The 19,086-nt window shown below is 71.0% G+C and carries 15 protein-coding genes, 1 tRNA gene and 1 pseudogene; 14 read left to right on the plus strand and 3 right to left on the minus strand.

Annotated features, from left to right (window positions below; all coding sequences use genetic code 11):
• Positions 1-40: 40 nt before the first annotated feature.
• Both A5728_RS05140 and A5728_RS05145 read right to left on the minus strand, forming a co-directional pair.
• Positions 41-2,062 (minus strand): VWA domain-containing protein, encoded by a 2,022-nt coding sequence (locus A5728_RS05140; protein ID WP_064846021.1) that lies wholly within the window; start codon positions 2,060-2,062, stop codon positions 41-43.
• 7 nt (positions 2,063-2,069) lie between these two features.
• Positions 2,070-3,458 (minus strand): sigma 54-interacting transcriptional regulator, encoded by a 1,389-nt coding sequence (locus tag A5728_RS05145; protein WP_064846022.1) that lies wholly within the window; start codon positions 3,456-3,458, stop codon positions 2,070-2,072.
• 133 nt (positions 3,459-3,591) lie between these two features.
• On the opposite strand from A5728_RS05145, the gene A5728_RS05150 reads away from it, so the two are divergent.
• The 6 genes from A5728_RS05150 to nrfD all read left to right on the plus strand — a co-directional run bounded on the left by A5728_RS05150 (position 3,592) and on the right by nrfD (position 11,462).
• A complete protein-coding gene (locus tag A5728_RS05150) occupies positions 3,592-4,263 on the plus strand; it encodes a histidine phosphatase family protein (protein ID WP_064846023.1) in 672 nt (223 codons plus the stop codon).
• A 69-nt stretch (positions 4,264-4,332) separates the two neighbouring features.
• Positions 4,333-5,226 carry an SCO1664 family protein gene (locus tag A5728_RS05155; RefSeq protein WP_064846024.1) on the plus strand — a complete coding sequence of 298 codons (894 nt, stop codon included), beginning with the start codon at positions 4,333-4,335 and terminating at the stop codon, positions 5,224-5,226.
• 126 nt (positions 5,227-5,352) lie between these two features.
• Complete coding sequence (locus tag A5728_RS05160) at positions 5,353-5,694, plus strand: hypothetical protein (RefSeq protein WP_064846025.1); 342 nt, start codon at positions 5,353-5,355, stop codon at positions 5,692-5,694.
• 199 nt (positions 5,695-5,893) lie between these two features.
• On the plus strand, positions 5,894-9,274 hold the full coding sequence (fdh, locus tag A5728_RS05170) for a formate dehydrogenase (RefSeq protein WP_231885519.1): 3,381 nt from the start codon (positions 5,894-5,896) through the stop codon (positions 9,272-9,274).
• Positions 9,275-9,285: 11 nt separating this feature from the next.
• Entirely contained in the window at positions 9,286-10,365 is a 1,080-nt protein-coding gene (locus A5728_RS05175; RefSeq protein ID WP_064846100.1) for a 4Fe-4S dicluster domain-containing protein, read from the plus strand.
• Positions 10,362-11,462, plus strand: coding sequence for an NrfD/PsrC family molybdoenzyme membrane anchor subunit (nrfD, locus tag A5728_RS05180; protein ID WP_064846027.1), 1,101 nt, complete (start codon positions 10,362-10,364; stop codon positions 11,460-11,462). Before A5728_RS05175 ends, nrfD begins: the two co-directional genes overlap by 4 nt.
• 121 nt (positions 11,463-11,583) lie before the next feature.
• On the opposite strand, the gene selD is transcribed toward nrfD, so the two are convergent.
• Positions 11,584-12,627, minus strand: a complete 1,044-nt coding sequence (selD, locus tag A5728_RS05185; RefSeq protein ID WP_064846028.1) for a selenide, water dikinase SelD — start codon at positions 12,625-12,627, stop codon at positions 11,584-11,586.
• 83 nt (positions 12,628-12,710) lie between these two features.
• Here selD and A5728_RS05190 point away from each other — a divergent pair.
• The 8 genes and pseudogenes from A5728_RS05190 (at position 12,711) to A5728_RS05225 (ending at position 18,911) form a co-directional block, all read left to right on the plus strand.
• A tRNA-Sec gene (locus A5728_RS05190) sits at positions 12,711-12,805 on the plus strand.
• A gap of 41 nt (positions 12,806-12,846) precedes the next feature.
• Positions 12,847-14,154 (plus strand): L-seryl-tRNA(Sec) selenium transferase, encoded by a 1,308-nt coding sequence (gene selA / locus A5728_RS05195; protein WP_064846029.1) that lies wholly within the window; start codon positions 12,847-12,849, stop codon positions 14,152-14,154.
• Positions 14,082-15,941 (plus strand): annotated as a pseudogene (selB, locus tag A5728_RS05200) (selenocysteine-specific translation elongation factor); the annotation flags it as partial. The gene selA and the pseudogene selB, both read left to right, overlap by 73 nt.
• A 276-nt stretch (positions 15,942-16,217) precedes the next feature.
• Positions 16,218-16,418, plus strand: a complete 201-nt coding sequence (locus A5728_RS14740; RefSeq protein WP_231885531.1) for a DUF3072 domain-containing protein — start codon at positions 16,218-16,220, stop codon at positions 16,416-16,418.
• 112 nt (positions 16,419-16,530) lie between these two features.
• Complete coding sequence (locus A5728_RS05210; protein WP_064846031.1) at positions 16,531-17,352, plus strand: alpha/beta fold hydrolase; 822 nt, start codon at positions 16,531-16,533, stop codon at positions 17,350-17,352.
• 50 nt (positions 17,353-17,402) lie between these two features.
• Positions 17,403-17,666, plus strand: a complete 264-nt coding sequence (locus tag A5728_RS14455) for a hypothetical protein (protein ID WP_064846032.1) — start codon at positions 17,403-17,405, stop codon at positions 17,664-17,666.
• Positions 17,667-17,706: 40 nt separating this feature from the next.
• Positions 17,707-17,967, plus strand: coding sequence for a hypothetical protein (locus A5728_RS14460; RefSeq protein WP_064846033.1), 261 nt, complete (start codon positions 17,707-17,709; stop codon positions 17,965-17,967).
• 35 nt (positions 17,968-18,002) lie between these two features.
• Positions 18,003-18,911 carry a DMT family transporter gene (locus A5728_RS05225; RefSeq protein WP_082943260.1) on the plus strand — a complete coding sequence of 303 codons (909 nt, stop codon included), beginning with the start codon at positions 18,003-18,005 and terminating at the stop codon, positions 18,909-18,911.
• Positions 18,912-19,086 lie beyond the last annotated feature (175 nt).

The following is a 19,086-nucleotide window of genomic DNA, read 5'->3' on the forward strand; positions in this document are numbered from 1 at the left end:
AGAATTCAGCCCGCGACCAGGGCATTCGTCCCGAAGACCGTCACGCGTCGTCGTCCGCGAAGCTGTCACCCGACCCACCCCAGGAGCCGTTCCGGGAGCGTGAACGCATGTATTCGCCCAGCACCGCGGCGTCGAGGTCCTCGGGATCCGGGGCGACCACCCGACCGCGCACCCGGCGCGCGAGCGCCGCGATGAAGCTGACGAGTCCGGGGTCGTCCCCCAGCCGGAACAGGGTGATCTCGGTGCCGCGCCGGGCCACGGCGTCCAGCTGCGCCACGGTGAGCCGTAGGGTCTCGGGATCGGGCGGGTACATGAACCATGCCTCGCCGCCGGGTTCCAGGTGGGCGGTGGCCTCACCGTCCGTGACCACGAGCAGCACGGGGTGCATGGTGGGGTGCTTGCGGAAGAAGCGCTGCGCGAGCAGCAGGCCGTGATGCAGGTTGGTGCCCTGTTCGTGCCACGCGGGCAGCGCGGTCAGCTCCCCGATGTCCATCGTCTGGGCGTAGCGGCCGAACGTGATGAGTTCGAGTGCGTCACCCCGGAAGCGGGTGGAGATCAATTGGTGCAGGGCGATCGCCGTGCGCTTCATGGGGACCCAGCGCCCGTTCAACGCCATCGAGAAGGACGTGTCCACGAGCAGCGCCACCGCCGCTTGCGTGCGCGCCTCCGTCTCGCGCACCTCGATGTCCTGGACGTCGATCCGCAGACCCGCACTCGGGTCCGCGCCCGACGCCGCCGTGCGGGTCACCGCGTTGGTCACCGTGCGGGTCACGTCCCACGGTTCCACGTCCCCGAACTGCCACGGGCGGGACGAGCCGGTCTGCTCACCGGCGGCCCCGGCGAGCCGGGTGTCCCGGCGGCCACTGCGACCGGAAAGTCTCCCGGCGGCGTCGCGCAACAGGGATTTGCCGAGCTTGCGCATGGCCCGCGGGGACAACCGCAACTCGCCGTCCGTGCCGCGGCGCAGGTAGCCGCTGTCCCGCATGGCGCGCTCGAGCTCGGTGAGCGTGCGCGCGGCGACGGCGGCGTCGTCGCCCAGTTGCCGGGCCAGCGCGGCCACGTCCAGGTCCGAGAGCGTGGAACCCGCATACGACTGGGACAGCTGCTCGCTCAGGGCGTCCAGGTCCGCGAGGTCCTGCAGCACACCCGTCCCGTCCCCGAGACCGAGGCCTTGATCGCCCTCGAACTGCTCCGAACCGGACCAGTCCAACCCGGGACGCAGGCCCTGCAGCGCGGCGTCGAGGCGGTCCAGTTGAGACATCAGTTCGGGGGAACCGAACGCCTGCGCGGACAGCGCCATGAGCTCCTCGCGCTGCTCCGGGGTCATGGACCGCATCATGCGCTGCGCGGCGGCGGAGCGCTGAGCCAGCGCGTCGATGAGCTCGTCGATGTCCTGGGGGTTCTCGGGGAACTGGTCCCCGTGCCGGTTCATGAACCGCTCGAAGTCCTCGGGTGTGTCCTCGCCGCGGGCGTGCTTCTCAAGCAGCTCGTTGAGGTCCTCGAGCATGCGGGAGACCGCGGCGCGGTCCTCGTCCGTGGCGTTCTGCAGCGCGTTCTTCATCCCCGCGAAGCGCTGCTCGAGCAGTTCGCGGCCCAGCAGGTCCTTGATCTGTTCGTAGTTGCGCCGTGCGGCGTCCGACTGCCAGTCGTAGTCGGACAGTTCCGTCACGGCCGCCGCGGTGGAGGACGGCAGGGCGTCCAGGCGCATCTCCCGGAACTGCCGGTCCGTGGGATCCATGCGCGCGTCCCGCAGGAACTGATCGCGTTCCTCGCGCAGCGCGCGGTCGAGCAGTTTCTTGGCCTCCTGCACCGTGCCGTCCAGGCGGTGCCGGCTCAGCAGGTCCCGACGCCGCTGATGCACCTGGCGCGCCAGATCGTCCAGTCCGCGCTGGTTACGCCCGCCGCGGCGCAGGAATTCGCGCAGGGCCTGGTCGGGGGAGTAGCCGGCCATGACGTCCTCGGTCACGGCGTCCAGGACCTCCCCGAGGTCCACGGGTGGGGCCAGGGGATCGGGGCCGCCGGAGTAACGACCGTACCGTGAAGAATGCCGGGGTGTGCGCATGGGAGGCCTATCCGTAGACGGTTTCCCCGTCGCCGGACTCCTTGGAGAGCTTCCGGGTCAGGAACAGCCCCTCGAGGGCGAGTTCGACGGCGGTCGCGCGGTACCCGGGCCCCTCACCGCCCACGCGTTCGGCCAACCGGTCGTAGAGCTCGGAGTCCTCGAGGGCGGGCAGGGCGTCGAGGAACTCCTGGGCGCCCACGCGTTCGCCGGTCGTGATGGTGCGCTGACCGTCGAACGCGGCGACCAGGGGAGAGAGATCCAGGCCACGGAAGTGTTCCCGCACGGCCTGGGCGGTCGCGGTACGCAACAAGTGCTCCAGGATGTCGTCCTCGCGGCCTTCCTCACCGGATTCGAACTCGACCTTCCCGCCGAGTACGGCCACCGCGGTGTCCACGTCCACGAGCCGGGCCACGGCGGGGTCACCGGGGCGCACCGTGGCTCGGTGCCGGGCGGCGGCCGCCACGGTTTCAGCTCCCGCGATCGCGAAGCGCGCGGAGACACCCGAGGACTGGTTCACCGCGCTGGATTCACGCAGTTGTCGTGTGAACCGGGCCAGGATCTCCAGGATGATGTCGGGGACCTCGGCGGTGAGTTCGGCCTCCTGGCGGATCACGGCCATCTCGTCCTCGAGTTCGAGCGGGTAGTGGGTGCGGATCTCCGCCCCGAAGCGGTCCTTGAGCGGGGTGATGATCCGGCCGCGGTTGGTGTAGTCCTCCGGGTTGGCGGAGGCCACGACCATGACGTCCAGCGGCAAGCGCAGCACGTAGCCGCGGATCTGGATGTCCCGCTCCTCCATGACGTTGAGCAGGGCCACTTGGATGCGCTCGGCCAGGTCAGGTAGTTCGTTGAGCGCCACGATCCCGCGGTTCGCGCGCGGGATCAGCCCGTAGTGGATGGTCTCGGGGTCCCCGAGCCGCCGCCCCTCCGCGACCCGCATGGGGTCCACGTCCCCGATCAGGTCCGCGACGGACGTGTCCGGGGTGGACAGCTTCTCCACGTAACGCTCGTCGCGATGGCGCCACGTGATCGGTAGGTCGTCACCCTCCGCGGCGATCCGCGCGGTGGACTCGGCGGTGAGCGGTTCGTAGGGGTGTTCGTTGAGTTCGGAGCCCGCGATCACGGGCGTCCACTCGTCCAACAGCCGTGGCAGGGTGCGCAGCAAGCGGGTCTTGCCCTGGCCGCGTTCACCCAGCAGCGCGACGTCGTGCCCCGCGATCAGCGCGCGCTCGAACTGGGGGATCACGGTGCGCTCGAAGCCGTGCAGTCCCTGCCACGGGTTCTCCCCCGCGGTGAGCGCCGCGAGCAAGTTGTCGCGGATCTCCCGGCGCAGGGATTTCAACTCATGACCCGACGCGCGCAGGTCACCCAGGGTGCGGATGTCAGGTTGGGCGTTCACGCGCGTCACGCTACGCCCGGTGGGCGGCGGCGTCGAGCCCCCGGGGCGGTTCGGTGACGCCGTGTGACGGGCGGGGAGCCGTGCGGGGTGGGGCCCGTGACGCGAGGGCGGGTGCGTTCTAGGCTGACGAAGCATGAGCGACTCCCGCGGATCGACCACCGTCCTGCTCGTGCGTCACGGCCGCACCCCCACGACGGGTGAGCTGTTGCCGGGGCGTTCCCCGGGACTGCACCTGTCCGAGCAGGGGTGGGAGCAGGCGCGCGCCGCGGCCGAGCGGATTGCGGAACTGCCCGTGAGCGCGCTGTACAGTTCGCCGCTCGAACGCGCGCGGGAGACCGCCCAGCCGAGTGCCGAGCTGCTGGGTCTGCCCGTCCGCGAGGACCCCGCGCTCCTGGAGCTCGACGTGGGGCAATGGACGGGGCGCGCGCTCAACGACCTCAACCGGTTGCCCGAGTGGCGCACCGTGCAGCACAACCCCTCCGCGTTCCGGTTCCCGGACGGGGAGAGCTTCCCCGAGATGCAGCAGCGCATGGTCGATGTCGTGCAGCGCCTGTGCAGGTTCCATCCCGGTGGGACCGTGGTGTGCTTCTCCCACGCGGACCCCATTCGCGGGTTGCTGGCCCACGCGATGGGCACGCCCCTGGACAACTTCCAGCGGCTCAGCGTGGGGCCGTGCTCGATCTCGGTGCTGTCCTATCCCGCGGCGCCCGACGGTGCGGATGAGCCCTTCCGCGACGACACGAATCCCGTGGTGCTCACGGTCAACTCCACGCGGGATTCCCTGCGGGAGCTGGTGGCGTCGTGACGGGCCGGTCCGGCGCGACCCGGAGCGGGCGCGGGGGCGGCGGGACGGCGTCGTCGTGAGGGCGGCGTCGTGAGGGCCGAACGAGCGGACGAGCTGCTGCGCACGGGGGAGATCACGCTGCTCGGGCAGCTCGCGCGCAGCAGCAATGAGACGTTCCTCGTGGAGCTGCGCGCGCTGGCGTCGCAATCGGTCACCGGCACCGACGGCGACGCTCGTGCCGGCGAGGTCCCCGGCCCTGAAGCCGCCGAGGCCTGCTCGGCTCCCGCGATCGGCGACGACGCCGTTCCGGCCGACTCACCCGTCGCGGCACCCGACCCCGACAACGCAGCTCCCGCAGCGACGTCGTTCGGTCCGCCGGACTCGGACACGGCATGCTGGGCCATCTACAAACCCGAGCTCGGGGAGCGGCCCCTGCACGACTTCCCGCCGGGTCTGTACCGCCGGGAGCGCGCCGCGTACCTGCTCAGCGAGGCGCTCGGCTGGGGGATCGTCCCGCTCACCGTGATCCGGGACGACGCCCCGTTCGGGACGGGATCGCTGCAGATGTTCGTGGCCGCGGACCCCCGGGAGCACTACTTCACGATTGTGGAGGACCACCCGGACACCCACCCGGTGCTGCGCGCCATGGCCGCCTTCGACGTGCTGACCAACAACACCGACCGCAAATCCGGCCACGTCCTGCGCGGCTGGGACGGGCGGGTCTGGGGGATCGACCACGGACTGTGCTTCGCCGCGGCGTTCAAACTGCGCACCGTGATCTGGGAATTCGCGCGCGACCCCTTGCCCCTGGACCTCGTGGCGGACATTGCGGCGCTCGCCGAGAACGGCGCACCGCCGGAGGTGACCGAGCTGCTGACGACCGAGGAGACGCGTGCCCTGCGTCGTCGTGCCCGTGCCCTCGCGCTGCTGGGCAGGCTCCCGGAGGACCCCTCCGGCATGCGCTACCCGTGGCCGCTCGTGTGAGCCGCCCCGGAGCGGTCCGCTGCGCGTGAAGCGGCCGGGGGTCCGGTGGAGGCGCGTGGCCGCGGCACCGTAGTCTGACCGTGCGCGTGACAGCGCGCTCGTCGAGAACCTGGCAAGGAGTAACCCATGACGCAGCCCATCCCGGACCCCAACCCGCTCGACAACACCGAGGCCTCGGACGACACGTTCCGCGAGGACGAACTGATCGGCACCACCGGTGACGAGGACTCCGCGTGGGAGGAGGACGACGCCCAATGGGGTGCCGACGAGGATCCCCTGACCCACCCCGAGGAAGCCGACGTGGAGCAGGTGGCGCAGGAGGAGACGATCCCTGAGCTCGATACCACCTCCGAGACCCAGGACCCGGAGGTCGAGGCCCTCGTGCAGGACCCGCAGGCCGACCGCGAGGTCAACCGCTCGTTGCGGGACGGCGCAGACCAGACCGTGGACCCCATGGACGAGCGCTGACGCGACACGCCGTCGCAGACCACCGACGACCCGTGGCGTCCGGGTGGCCCGTGTGGCCCCCGGTCGTCGCGGGTCGTCGCCGTGCGGGCCGAATCCCGGCGTGACCCGGACCGATGCCGCCGCGAGGGCCGCGCGGGTCGTCGCCGTCGTGACACACCTGACACCTGGACGCGCGCGGTAAACGGTCTATTCTTGAGGTATGTCCCGATTCAGCCCGCTCGAGTGGCCGGTCATCCGCCAGCTCCGGACCGGGGATCACACCGGCCGCAGTTCCGCGGTGCAATCACAGCGCACGCGTGAGATCACGCCGCGCACCAGCAGCGCGGACCGCGTGGTGCAGAGCGTGTGCCCGTACTGCGCGGTGGGGTGTGGCCAGAAGGTCTACGTCAAGGACGAGCGCGTGGTCCAGATCGAGGGTGATCCGGATTCCCCGATCTCCCGCGGTCGGTTGTGCCCCAAGGGGTCGGCGAGCGAGCAGCTCGTGAACTCCCCGGGCCGTCAGACCCAGGTGCTCTACCGCGCCCCGGGTGCCGCCGAGTGGCAGCCCCTGGACCGGGATACCGCGATCGACATGATCGCCGATCGTTTCCTGGAAGCCCGACGCCGCGGTTGGCAGGACACGGACGAGCAGGGCCGGCCGTTGCGCCGCACCATGGGCATCGCGTCCTTGGGCGGCGCCACGCTGGACAACGAAGAGAACTACCTGATCAAGAAGCTGTTCACTGCAGCGGGGGCCGTGCAGATCGAGAACCAGGCTCGGATTTGACACTCCGCCACGGTTCCCAGTCTGGGAACCTCGTATGGCCGCGGCGGCGCCACCCAGTCGCTGCAGGACATGGCGAACGCCGACTGCATCGTGATCCAGGGATCCAACATGGCCGAGTGCCACCCCGTGGGATTCCAGTGGGTCTCCGAGGCGAAGGCGCGCGGCGCCAAGATCATCCACGTGGATCCGCGTTTCACGCGCACCTCTGCGGTCGCGGACAAGCACGTCCCCATCCGGGCGGGCTCGGACATCGCCCTGCTCGGTGCGCTGATCAACTACGTTCTCACGCACGACCTGTGGTTCCACGACTACGTGGTGTCCTACACGAACGCCGCCACGATCATCAACGAGGACTTCGAGGACACCGAGGACCTCGGCGGGATCTTCTCGGGCTACGACGTCGAGAAGGGCGCGTACGACCTCTCGTCGTGGGCCTACGACGACGAGGACGACGACGCCGGTGACGGCACCGACAAGCACGAACAGGGCGACGAGGAACGCGAGGAAGCCGGCGGCGACAAGTTCGGCAGCGGCGGCGCGCCCACGGGTGCGTCCGAACCGCGCTGCGACGAGACCCTGCAGGACCCCCGCACGGTCTTCCAGATCCTGAAGCGCCACTTCTCGCGCTACACGCCGGAGAAGGTCGAGGAGGTGTGCGGCATCTCCGCCGCGGACTTCGAGTACCTGGCCCGTGCCGTGACCGAGAACTCGGGACGCGAGCGCACCACGTGCTTCGCGTACGCCGTGGGGTGGACCCACCACACGCTGGGCGCGCAGTTCATCCGCACGGCCGCGATCCTGCAGTTGCTGCTCGGCAACGTGGGTCGTCCCGGCGGGGGCGTCATGGCACTGCGCGGGCACGCGTCCATCCAGGGCTCCACGGACATCCCCACGCTGTTCAACCTGCTGCCGGGTTACCTGCCCATGCCCTCGGTCGAGTCCGATTCGCTCACCGAGTACCTGGGCACGATCGGGTCCAAGACGCAGAAAGGCTACTGGGCTGACGCGGACGCCTACACCGTGAACCTGCTCAAGGCATGGTGGGGGGACGCCGCGCGCGACGACAACGACTGGGCGTACCACTACATGCCGCGGATCAACGGTCCGCACGGGACGTACCAGACCCTCATGGCCATGCTCGAGGACAAGGTGGACGGGTACTTCCTGCTGGGGCAGAACCCCGCGGTGGGATCGTCCAACGGCCGCATGCAGCGCACCGCCATGTCCCACCTCAAGTGGCTCGTGGTGCGCGATCTGAACATGATCGAATCCGCCACGTGGTGGAAGGACGGACCCGAGATCGAGTCCGGCGAGCTGAAGACGGAGGACATCCAGACCGAGGTGTTCTTCATGCCCGCGGCCACCCACGTGGAGAAGTCGGGATCGTTCACACAGACCCAGCGTCTCGTGCAATGGCGCCACCAGGCGGTCTCCCCGCCGGGTGACGCGCAGAGCGAGCTGGACTTCTTCTACGACCTGGGCCGGCGACTGCGCACCCGGTTGGCGGAGTCCACGGATCCCCGGGACCGGCCCCTGCTGGACCTCACGTGGGACTACCCGCTGACCGAGGAAGGTGAGCCGGATCCCGAGAGCGTGCTCGCGGAGATCAACGGCCGGTTCGAGACCGGCCCCGATGCGGGCAAGCCGCTGTCCTCCTACACCCAGATGAAGGCGGACGGCAGCACGTCCGGTGGGTGCTGGATCTACACCGGGATCTACGCGGACGGCGTGAACCACGCCGCGGACCGGGTTCCCGGGCGCGAGCAGGACGAGATCGCCTCCAAGTGGGCGTGGGCCTGGCCCGCGAACCGACGGATCCTCTACAACCGCGCCTCGGCGGACCCCCAGGGCAAGCCGTGGAGCGAGCGGAAGAAGCTCGTGTGGTGGGACGAGGAGTCCGGGCGCTGGACCGGCAAGGACGTGCCCGACTTCCCGGTGGACAAGGATCCCGGCGCGCGGCCTGACCCGGAGCTCGGTGGCGCGGCCTCGCTGCACGGCGACGACCCGTTCATCATGCAGGCGGACGGCAAGGGGTGGCTGTACGCCCCCAAGGGTCTCGTGGACGGGCCCATGCCCACCCACTACGAGCCCCAGGAGTCGCCGGTGGCCAATGCGCTGTACTCGCAGCAGCAGAACCCGGCCCGCGTGATGTTCCCCCGCAAGGACAACCTCTCCGCACCGAGTGCGGGCGCGCCCGGCAGCGAGGTCTACCCGTACGTGTTCACCACGTACCGGCTGACCGAGCACCACACCGCCGGTGGCATGAGCCGCTGGTTGCCGTACCTGTCCGAACTGCAGCCCGAGGCGTTCTGCGAGATCTCCCCGGAGCTCGCCGAACAGCAAGGGTTGGAGCCCTTTGGATGGGCCACGATCATCTCGCCGCGCTCGGCCATCGAGGTCAAGGTCCTGGTGACCGACCGGATGACGCCGCTGCGGGTGGGCGGGCAGACCGTGCACCAGATCGGGCTGCCCTATCACTGGGCCGTGGGCAAGGACGCCGTGGTCAGCGGTGACGCCGCCAACGACCTGTTGGGGATCACCCTGGACCCGAACGTCCAGATCCAGAACTTCAAGACGGGTTCGTGCGACATCCGCCCCGGCCGCCGGCCGCGCGGTGCCGAACGCATCGCGCTCATCGAGGAGTACCAGGAGCGGGCCGGGCTCACCGTCCGGACCGGCAACGAGCGGATCACCGATCCGCAGCGGGAACTGAACGAGGATCCGAAGCGTCCCCACGGCGAGGGCCAGTCCGCGGGGCGTTCCACGGCCCGAGGAGCCGGCACCGCGGTGCGGGAACGGGAAGAGGACGAGTGAGCACGGATCGGATGACACCCACTGACAGGTTCGCGGACGACTCCCACTGGGATCATCCGCACGAGCGCCGCGGGTTCTTCACGGACACCTCCATCTGCATCGGGTGCAAGGCGTGCGAGGTCGCGTGCAAGGAGTGGAACCGCAACCCCGCGGACTCCGACTACGAGCTGCTGGGTTCCTCGTACGACAACACGGGCGGCCTGGGCGCGGACACGTGGCGGCACGTGGCATTCATCGAGCAGTCGCGGGACCGCATCGAGCAGGCCCGGGAATCCGGGCGGGCGCTCGTGGACCTGGGGATGCCCCGCGTGGGTCCGCCCGCGGCGTCGTCGTCGGCTGAACCCGCGTCCGGTGGCTGCGGGTGCTCGTCCGGGGGAGGGGGGTGCGGGAGCGCGGCCACGACCGGCGGCGCATCCACCGCGCAGGACGGCGACTCCCCGGTCCTGGACACCCCGGACTTCCGGTGGCTCATGTCCTCGGACGTGTGCAAGCACTGCACCCACGCCGGGTGTTTGGACGTGTGCCCCACGGGCGCGTTGTTGCGCACCGAGTACGGCACCGTGGTGGTCCAGGAGGACATCTGCAACGGCTGCGGTACGTGCGTGGCCGGCTGTCCGTTCGGCGTGATCGAGCGCCGCAACGACGGTCTCGTGGAGCCCAAGACCCAGCGCGGTGCGGCACCCATGCCGGACACTGTGAAGGTCCCCCAGGACGGGATCGCCCAGAAGTGCACGCTGTGCTACGACCGTATGAAGGACGACCAGACCCCGGCGTGCGCGCAGGCGTGCCCCACCACGTCCATCAAGTACGGCGAGCGCGAGACCATGCTCGAGTCGGCCCAGAAGCGCGTCGCCCAGTTGCACGAGCAGGGCAAGACCGAGGCGCGGCTCTACGGCGCCAACCCCAAGGACGGCGTGGGCGGAACCGGGTCCATCTTCCTGCTGCTCGACGAGCCCGAGGTGTACGGCCTGCCGCCGGATCCCCGCGTCCCCACGGCGGACCTGCCGCGCATGTTCAAGCGTGCGGGCATGGCCATGGTGGGCATGCTGGCGCTCGGCGCGGTCGCGTTCACGGCGGGTGATCGCTCATGAGCATTTCCCCGTACGACGCCTACCGTCCGCCGCAGGAGCCGCGCGGCAAACGACGCCGCAAGAACCGCACCCCGGGCGGGGGAGCCTTCCGCCGCGGTGGCGGTGACGGTTCCCGCGAAGTGCCCGTGGTGCCGGAGCCCGAGTTCACGTCCTACTACGGCCGCCCGATCGTCAAGGCCCCGCCGTGGGACTCCAAGATCGCGTCCTACCTCTTCCTGGGCGGTCTCGCGGGTGGTTCCGCGCTGCTGTCCCTGGGCGGCTACCTCACGGACCGGCCCGCACTGCGTCGCAACGGTCGCCTGGGTGCACTGGGAGCGGCGAGCCTCGGGACCGTGGCGCTCGTCGCGGACCTCGGGCGCCCCGAACGGTTCCTGCACATGATGCGCACGGTCAAGCCCACCTCGCCCATGAGCCTGGGTTCGTGGTTGCTTGCGGGTTTCGCGACCAACGCGGGCGTGGCCGCCGCGATCGAGGTGGACCGGATGACGGATGAACGCCTCCCGCTCGGCCCCCTGCGCCCGGTGCTGCACGCGCTCGAGCTGCCCACGAGCGTGGCCTCCGGCGTTCTCGGAGCGCCGCTCGCGGCCTACACCGCCGTGCTGCTCGGGGACACCGCAGTGCCCACATGGCACGAGATGCACGCGCACCTGCCGTTCGTGTTCGTCAGCTCGGCGTCCTTGGCGTCCGGGGGCTTTGCGCTCGTGACCACGCCCGTGGCGGAGACCGGTCCCGCGCGGTTCTTCGCGGTGGCCGGGGTCGCGGGGGAGCTCGCGGCCATGCACGTCATGAAGGGCGCCATGGACCCCGTCTCCGTGGAGCCGCTCGAACAGGGCAAGCCCGGTGCGTGGCTCACGTGGAGCGAACGGCTCTCGGTCATCGGTGGCGCGGGCGTTCTGCTCGGCGGACGACGCCGCTGGGTCGCCGCAGCCTCGGGGCTCGCCCTCATGACGTCCTCCGCGCTCACGCGCTGGGGTGTGTTCTGGGCCGGCAAGGAATCCGTGAAGGACCCCCGGTACACCGTGATCCCGCAGCGCAACCGGCTCGAGAAGCGCCGCGCCGCCGGGATCATCGACGATTCGATCACGACCGCCGGTTGAGTCTGCCGTGGCGGGGGGCTGCCCCGCTCACGTGCGAACACATGCCCGGGACGACCGCGCAGGCCGTCTCGCAACCGGTCGGATGAACGGTTCGCGCAATGGGTTGAGTTGAACGACGCGCTCAGCGCACGGTGATGAGCGCGTCGCCGTCGGCGGGAACCTCGGTGGTCTCCCCGATCACGGGATAGCCGGGGACCTCCCCGATCACGAGCAGTCCGCCCGAGGTCTGGGCATCCGCGAGCAGGAGCAGCTGGTCCTCCGTGATTCCCGATCCCGCGGACAGGAACGGGCGCACCCAGTCCAGGTTGCGGCGGGTACCACCCGAGACGAAACCGTCCCGCAGGGCGTCCGCGGCGCCGTCGACGAGCGGAACTGCGGAGGCGTCGAGCGTGGCGGCCACCCCGGAGGCCCGGCACATCTTGTACAGGTGGCCCAGCAGACCGAAACCCGTCACGTCCGTGGCCGCACGCACCCCGGCTGCAAGGGCTGCGCGGGACGCATCCTTATTGAGCGCGGTCATGGTCTCGATCGCGGCGGGGAACACCTCGCCCGTGGTCTTGTGCCGGTTATTGAGTAGTCCCACCCCGATCGGCTTGGTCAGGGTGATGGGCAGACCAGGCCGGGCGGCGTCGTTGCGCATGAGGCGTTCGGGATCTGCGGTACCGGTGACCGCCATGCCGTACGTGGGTTCGGGGGAGTCGATCGAGTGCCCACCGATCACGGGGCAGCCCGCGAGCGCGGCCACGTCCAGACCGCCCTGCAGCACCTCGGACATCAGGCTCATGGGCAGCAGTTCACGGGGCCAGCCCACGAGGTTGATCGCGACCACGGGGGTGCCGCCCATCGCGTAGATGTCGGACAGTGCATTCGCCGCGGCGATCCGGCCCCAGTCGCGGGCGTCGTCCACCACGGGGGTGAAGAAGTCGGCGGTCGAGAGCACCGCGAGGTCGGGGCGCACGAGGACGGCCGCGGCGTCGTCGCCGTCGTCCAGGCCCACGAGGACGTCCGGGGAGTTCTGGCCCGTGAGTCCCTTGACGGCGTCCTCGAGCTCGCCCGGCGGGATCTTGCAGGCGCAGCCACCGCCGTGGGCGTAGCTCGTGAGACGGCCGATCCCGGTCCCGGACGGGTGCGAGGTCGTGGACGGGTGGGCGGCTTCGGAAGTCATGCGACCAGTCTAGGAGCGGGGACGGACAGGCTACTGAGTCATGACGACCGAGGGCGTCGGAGTGCGGTGATACATTCGCTCCCGGAGGCGTACGTGTCCTGGTGGGCGCCCCGGTCTTCAAAACCGGTGAGACCGAGCAGCTCGGTCTGGCGGGTTCGATTCCCGTCCGCCTCCGCCACTTTTTGAGCACTCGCCCGCCACAGATCCCGAGGAGTTGCCGTGAGTGCAGCGGATCCCCGCAGCCGCATCCCCCGCACCGACCGGTTGCTCGCGGATCCTCGCATCGGGTCCGCGGGAGCCGGGCTGGGGGCCGCGGCGGTCGGGGCCGCGATCACGGCCGCGCAGGCCCGGGCACGCGCGGGGGAGATCGCGCCCGAGGACGTCGCGAGCGCCGTCGTCACCGAGCTCTCGGCGCGCGGCGCGTCTTCATTGACCCCGGTGCTCAACGCCACGGGCGTGGTTGTGCACACCAACCTGGGCCGCGCTCCGCTCTCCGACGCCGCCCGCCAGGCCCTGCAGGACGCCTCCGGCTACGTGGACGTGGAACTGGACCTGACCACCGGGCAGCGCTCCGGCCGGGGTGTCGCCGCGCGGCAGGCACTGCTCGACGCGTGCCCCGCCGCCGAGGATGCGCTGATCGTCAACAACGGTGCTGCGGCGTTGGTCCTCGCCACGACCGCGCTGGCCGCTGGGCGCGAGGTCCTGATCAGCCGGGGCGAATTCGTGGAGATCGGTGCCGGGTTCCGCTTGTCCGACCTCATGGAATCCACGGGTGCGCGGCTGCGCGAGGTGGGGACCACCAACCGCACGCACCACGCCGACTACCGGGACGCCATGGGTCCGGAGACCGGGTGCATCCTCAAGGTCCACCCCAGCAACTTCCGGGTGGACGGCTTCACGTCCTCGGTGCCGCTCGGGGAGCTGCGGGCGCTCGCGGACGAGCACGGGGTGCCGCTCGTGGTGGACGTGGGTAGCGGCCTGCTCACGCCGGATCCCGCGCTGCCCCACGAGCCGAGTCTGTCGGAAGCGCTCGAGGCCGGCGCGGACGCCGTGATCGCGAGCGGGGACAAGCTGCTCGGCGGGCCCCAGGCGGGTCTGTTGCTCGGGCGCGCCGAGACGATCCGCCGCCTTGCGCGCTTCCCGCTGGCCCGGGCCGTGCGCGCGGACAAACTGACCCTCGCCGCCCTCGAGGCCACCCTGCGGGGCGGTCCCACCCCCGTCGCGAGCGCCCTGCACGCGGACCCGCAGCGCGTGCGTGAGCGCGCGGAGGCCCTGGCCGCCGCGGTGGGGGCCGACGTCGTGGAGCACGATGGTCGCGTGGGTGGGGGTGGTGCTCCCGGTGTCCCACTGCCCGGCTGGGCCGTGCGGCTCCCGGAGGCTGCCGCGCGCCCGTTGCGTCTCGGCACGCCAGCCGTGCTGCCGCGCGTACACGACGGCGCGTGCCTCGTGGACCCCCGCTGCGTCCCCGAGGAGCGGGACGCCGACCTGCTCGCCGCCCTGCGCGCGGCGCTCGCGGAGGTGGGCTGATGTATGTCGTGGCCACGGCCGGTCACGTGGACCACGGCAAGTCCACCCTGGTCCGAGCACTCACGGGGATCGAACCGGACCGGTGGGACGAGGAGAAGCGACGCGGGCTCACGATCGACCTCGGGTTCGCGTGGACCGAGCTGCCCTCGGGGAGGCATGTGGCGTTCGTGGACGTCCCCGGGCACGAGCGGTTCCTGGGCAACATGCTTGCCGGTGTGGGCCCGGCTCCGGTGGTGTGCTTCGTGGTGGCCGCGGACGAGGGCTGGCAGGCCCAGTCCCGCGACCACCGGGATGCGGTCGCTGCTCTCGGGATTGAGTACGGGATGATCGTGGTGACTAAGGCGGATCGGGCTCCGGAGCGGGTGGCCGACGTCGTGGCGCGGGTGCGCGCGGAGCTCGCCCACACGGGTCTCACGGACGCTCCCGCCGTGGCCGTCTCGGCGCGGGAGGGAACCGGACTCGACGAGTTCCGGGACACGCTGGACGCGGTGCTCTCCCGCGTGCCCGGCCCGGACCCGGACGCCAGGATCCGGTTGTGGATCGACCGGGCCTTCACGATTTCCGGTGCCGGGACCGTGATCACCGGGACCCTGACCGCCGGGACCCTGCACACGGGTGACCGGTTGACCCTGCGCGGTCGAGCGGGAAAGCAAGAGGTCACCGTGCGCTCGATCCAGAGTCAGAATGATTCCGTGGCGCGGATCGGACCCACCCACCGCGTGGCCGTGAACCTGCGGGGCACGAGCAAGGACGCGATCCACCGTGGGGACGTGCTCGTGACCCCGGACGCGTGGCCGAGCGCGGGCGTCATCGAGGTCCGCCGTGAGCGGGGTGCTCCGTTCGACGAACTGCCCGCCGAGATCGTGGTGCACGCGGGAACGGCCGGCGTGGGCGCTCGGTTGCGACCGCTCGATGCCGATCACGCCCGATTGCAGCTGGACCACGAGATGACCCTCGTGCCGGGGGACCGGCTCGTGCTGCGCAGTCCCGGGGCGCAGGTCGCGGTCGGGGGTGCACGTGTGCTCGACGTCGACCCGCCCACCTTGGACCGGCGCGGTGCGGCCGCCCGGGAGGCCGCTCGGCTCGCGGGCATCGCCGACCACGGCGACCCCGTGGCGGAAACCGTCAAGTACGGGGCGGTGAGCACCGAGCGGTTGCGGCTGCTGGGGTTCGCGGCGGACGAGACGCCCTCCGGCGACGTCGTCGTGGCGGACGGATGGTGGATCCACGTGCCCCGGCTCACGGAGTGGGCCACGCAGTTGCGAGCGGCGGTCGAGGCCGCGCACGAGCGCGACCCCCTGGCCCCGGGGCTGCCCCGGGGCGCGGCCCGCACAGCGCTCGGCGAACCGGGCGGACGGCTCCTGGACATGCTCGTGGCCCGGGCGCAGCTCACGGAGCAGGACGGATACATCACGGTCCCCGGTCGCGGCGGCGGACTCGGTGCCGCGGAGGCCGCGATCACCGCGCTCGAGAAGCGCTTGCGTGCGGATCCGTTCGCGGCACCGGAGGCGTACGAACTGCAGGAGTTGCGCCTCGGCCCGCGAGAATTGGCGGCGGCGCAGCGGCTCGGTCGGGTGCTGCGGTTACCCGGCGATGTCGTCCTGTTGCCCACCGCGCCCGCGCTTGCGATGCGCGAGCTCGCCCACCTCCCGCAGCCCTTCACCACGAGCCAGGCGCGGCAGGCGTGGCGCACCACGCGCCGAGTGGCCGTGCCGCTGCTCGAGCACCTGGACGCCAAGGGCTGGACGCGGCGCGAGGACGGGAGTAACCGCAGCATCGTGCGGTGACCACCCGCTGCGGATCGGTACGAGCGGTGGGACCTTGCGCGCCGTGAGCGAAACATCCTCGCGGGGAGGCGGAGCGGGGGCTAGCGTCGACACCACGACATCCGGTGATCCGGCGCGAGACCCAGCGAAGGAGCAGTCATGACCGAAACCCCCGCACAGGACCCCCAGGGCGGACAGCCCCCGCTCGAGAACGGCACCCCGGACGGTGCCCTGCCCGACCAGGCCGCCAACGGCGTTCCGCAGGGAGAGACCAATGGCGCGCCCCAGGGCGAGACCATCGGTGCGACCGGTGACGCTCAGGACTCGTCCCTCGAGAAGGACCCCTCGACCTGGGTCAGCGGCGATGAGCCCATGACCGCGTCCCAGAAGTCCTACCTGGACACCCTCGCCAAGCAGGCCGGGGAGGAACTGCCCGCGGATCTCACCAAGGCGGAGGCGTCCCAGCACATCGAACGGCTCAAGGGCTCGCAGAACTGATCCGTCCTCATCCGGGACGTCCCGGATCCACCGCCCCGTACCCGGCATCCACGCCGCGTGCGGGGCGGTGTCCGCTTTGGGGCGCGGTGGGCGCGCACAGTAGATTGGGCCCGTGCCCCAGGACCAGAAACCCCTCGTGAAGACCACGCTCGTGGGAGACGGCGAGCATCGCGTCGTGTTCCTGCACGGGCTCTTCGGCCGCGGCAAGAACTTCACGAACATCGCCAAGGGATTGCGACCCGAGTTCCGCAGCTTGCTCGTGGACCTGCCCAACCACGGTGAGTCCGCCTGGACCGAGAGCTTCGGCTACGCAGCCATGGCGGATACCGTGGCCGCCGAGCTGCGTGAGTCCTTCGCCGCGGACGGTCCCGTGGACGTCGTGGGCCACTCCATGGGCGGCAAGGTCGCCATGATCCTGGCCCTGCGTCACCCGGAACTCGTGCGCCGGCTCGTGGTCGTGGACATCTCCCCGGTGGGTGCGCAGGAGTCCGGTGCCGGGCGGGGCGACTTCGAGCACCTGCTGGGCGCCCTGCAGCGCCTGGACCTGAGCGACGTCAGCCACCGCTCCCAGGCGGACGCCGCGCTGCGCCCCGAGATCCCCGAGGACCACGTGCGCGGTTTCCTCCTCCAGAACCTGCGCCACCGGGACGGCGGTTTCGGGTGGCAGCCCAACCTGGGCCTGCTCCACGCCGAACTCGGCGCCATCGGGGACTGGCCCGCGGACGACGTCGCAGGGCGCACCTTCATGGGGCCCGTGCTGTGGATCGCGGGGGAGCGTTCCGACTACGTCCAGGACAGCGACGTCCCCGCGATGCGCGCGCTGTTCCCGCGCACGGTGCGGACCACGGTGCGCGGTGCGAGCCACTGGGTGCACGCGGACCGCCCGGACGAGGTCATCTCCGCGCTGCGCACGTTCCTGCTCACCGACCGCTGATCCCGCGCGGTCCGTAGGGTTGAAACTCCACGACCAAGGGAGCACCCCGGGTGCACTCCGACCTCGGCCGCCGTGTCTTCGTGACCTTGAGCGGGATGTTCTGCATCGGCGGGACACTCGTGGGCGTCGGAGTGATCGGGACCTCCGTGGCGAACACCGCCGGCGGGGCCCTGGATACGGACGCAACTCTGATCGCTCCCGCGGGCACCACGTTCTCCATCTGGTCCGTGATCTACGTGGGCCTGTTCCCCTACACCGTGCGGCAATGGCTGCCGAGCGTCGCAACGACCGCACGGGAGCGCCGGATCGGCTGACTCGCCGGGGTGTCCATAGTGCTCAACGCCGCATGGCTGCGTGCTCCTCACCGCCGTCTCCGCCCGGCTCCTGGGTCCGCGTTTCACCGTGGCCGGGGCCGTGGTGTGGGCGCTCGTGTGGATCGGGGTGGCCCGCACCTCCAGCGGACCCGCGTCCCAGGTGGTGGGAACCGCGGCGTTCGTCCTCGCGGCCGTGACCTTGGTGATCTGGATCATCGCCCTGGTCCGGGGTCGCTACCGGGGCACCCGGGCACTCGACACCCGTGCGGGACGCGAGCGCAGCGGCGTCGTCGCGAGCTGACCCGGTACCGCGGGGCACCGCGTAGCGTGGACGCCGTGAATCCCTCGACCTCACCGACGGCCCGGGAGAGCGGTGGTTCGTCCGCGCAGGGCGTGCTGCTCGTGGTCGCCGCGGCGTTCGTCACGCAGACGGGCGCGGCGATCGCCGTGAGCCTGTTCGACCACGTGGGCGCCACGGGTGCCGTGTTCCTGCGACTGGTCATTGCCGCGGTGGTGCTGTGCGCCGTCGTGCGACCCTCCCCGGCGGGGCTCACGCGGCACACGATCGGGGTCGTGCTGGCGTTCGGGGTGGCCCTCGGTGGGATGAACCTGTCGATCTACCAGGCGATCGCGCGATTGCCGCTCGGGATCGCGGTGACCATCGAACTGCTCGGCCCGCTCGCGCTGTCCGTGGTGCTGTCCCGGAAGTGGAGCGGGGTGCTGTGGGCCGCGCTGGCGCTCGCGGGCGTCGTGCTGCTGAGCGGTGTGGGCCCGGGTTCAGGGGTCCCCGACCTCGCGGGTGTGTTCTTCGCCGTGGCTGCGGCCGCGATGTGGGCCGTGTACATCCTGATGTCCCGGCAGGCGGGGCGCAGTTTCCCGGGGACCCAGGGGCTCGCATGGGCCATGGTGATGGGCGCGGTGCTCGCGGCGCCCTTCGGGATCGCGAGCGGTGGGGCCGCGCTGCTCGAGCCGCACGTGTTGCTCGTGGGGCTCGCGGTGGCGCTGCTGTCCTCGGCGCTGCCCTACGCCCTCGAACTCGCGGCACTGCGTCGGTTGGCCGCCGAGACGTTCTCGATCCTCGTGAGCATGGCACCGGCCGTCGCCGCTCTGGTGGGCTGGGTGATCCTGGGGCAGGTGCTGGGCCCTGCGGAGATCATCGGGATGGGCCTTGTGATCCTCGCCGGTGCGGCGGCCGTGTGCACGGGGCGTCTGCCATCCACGGGGCCAACGCCGCCGGGGACATGACGCGCGCTGGTTCCGACCCGGCCCGCTCCCGCCGTTCCGGGCTGCGTCGTCGGAGGGGTGGGTTCCCGCAGCGCTGCCTGCTCCGCGTCGTCGAAGGAGCATGTTCCCGCCGCGCTGTCGGCTTCGCTGGAGGCGTGGTCAAGCCGCGCCCCCCCGACTCGACGGAGGGACGTTC

Origin of the sequence: Kocuria sp. ICS0012 (assembly GCF_001665945.1) — a bacterium.
GTDB lineage: Bacteria > Actinomycetota > Actinomycetes > Actinomycetales > Micrococcaceae > Kocuria > Kocuria marina.

Bases quoted from the DNA above. Each gene is read 5' to 3' on its own strand.
- A5728_RS05140 (WP_064846021.1), bottom strand. From the start codon at position 2,062: ATGCGCACACCCCGGCATTCTTCACGGTACGGTCGTTACTCCGGCGGC.
- A5728_RS05150 (WP_064846023.1), top strand. From the start codon at position 3,592: ATGAGCGACTCCCGCGGATCGACCACCGTCCTGCTCGTGCGTCACGGC.
- A5728_RS05160 (WP_064846025.1), top strand. From the start codon at position 5,353: ATGACGCAGCCCATCCCGGACCCCAACCCGCTCGACAACACCGAGGCC.
- A5728_RS05175 (WP_064846100.1), top strand. From the start codon at position 9,286: ATGACACCCACTGACAGGTTCGCGGACGACTCCCACTGGGATCATCCG.
- nrfD (WP_064846027.1), top strand. From the start codon at position 10,362: ATGAGCATTTCCCCGTACGACGCCTACCGTCCGCCGCAGGAGCCGCGC.
- selD (WP_064846028.1), bottom strand. From the start codon at position 12,627: ATGACTTCCGAAGCCGCCCACCCGTCCACGACCTCGCACCCGTCCGGG.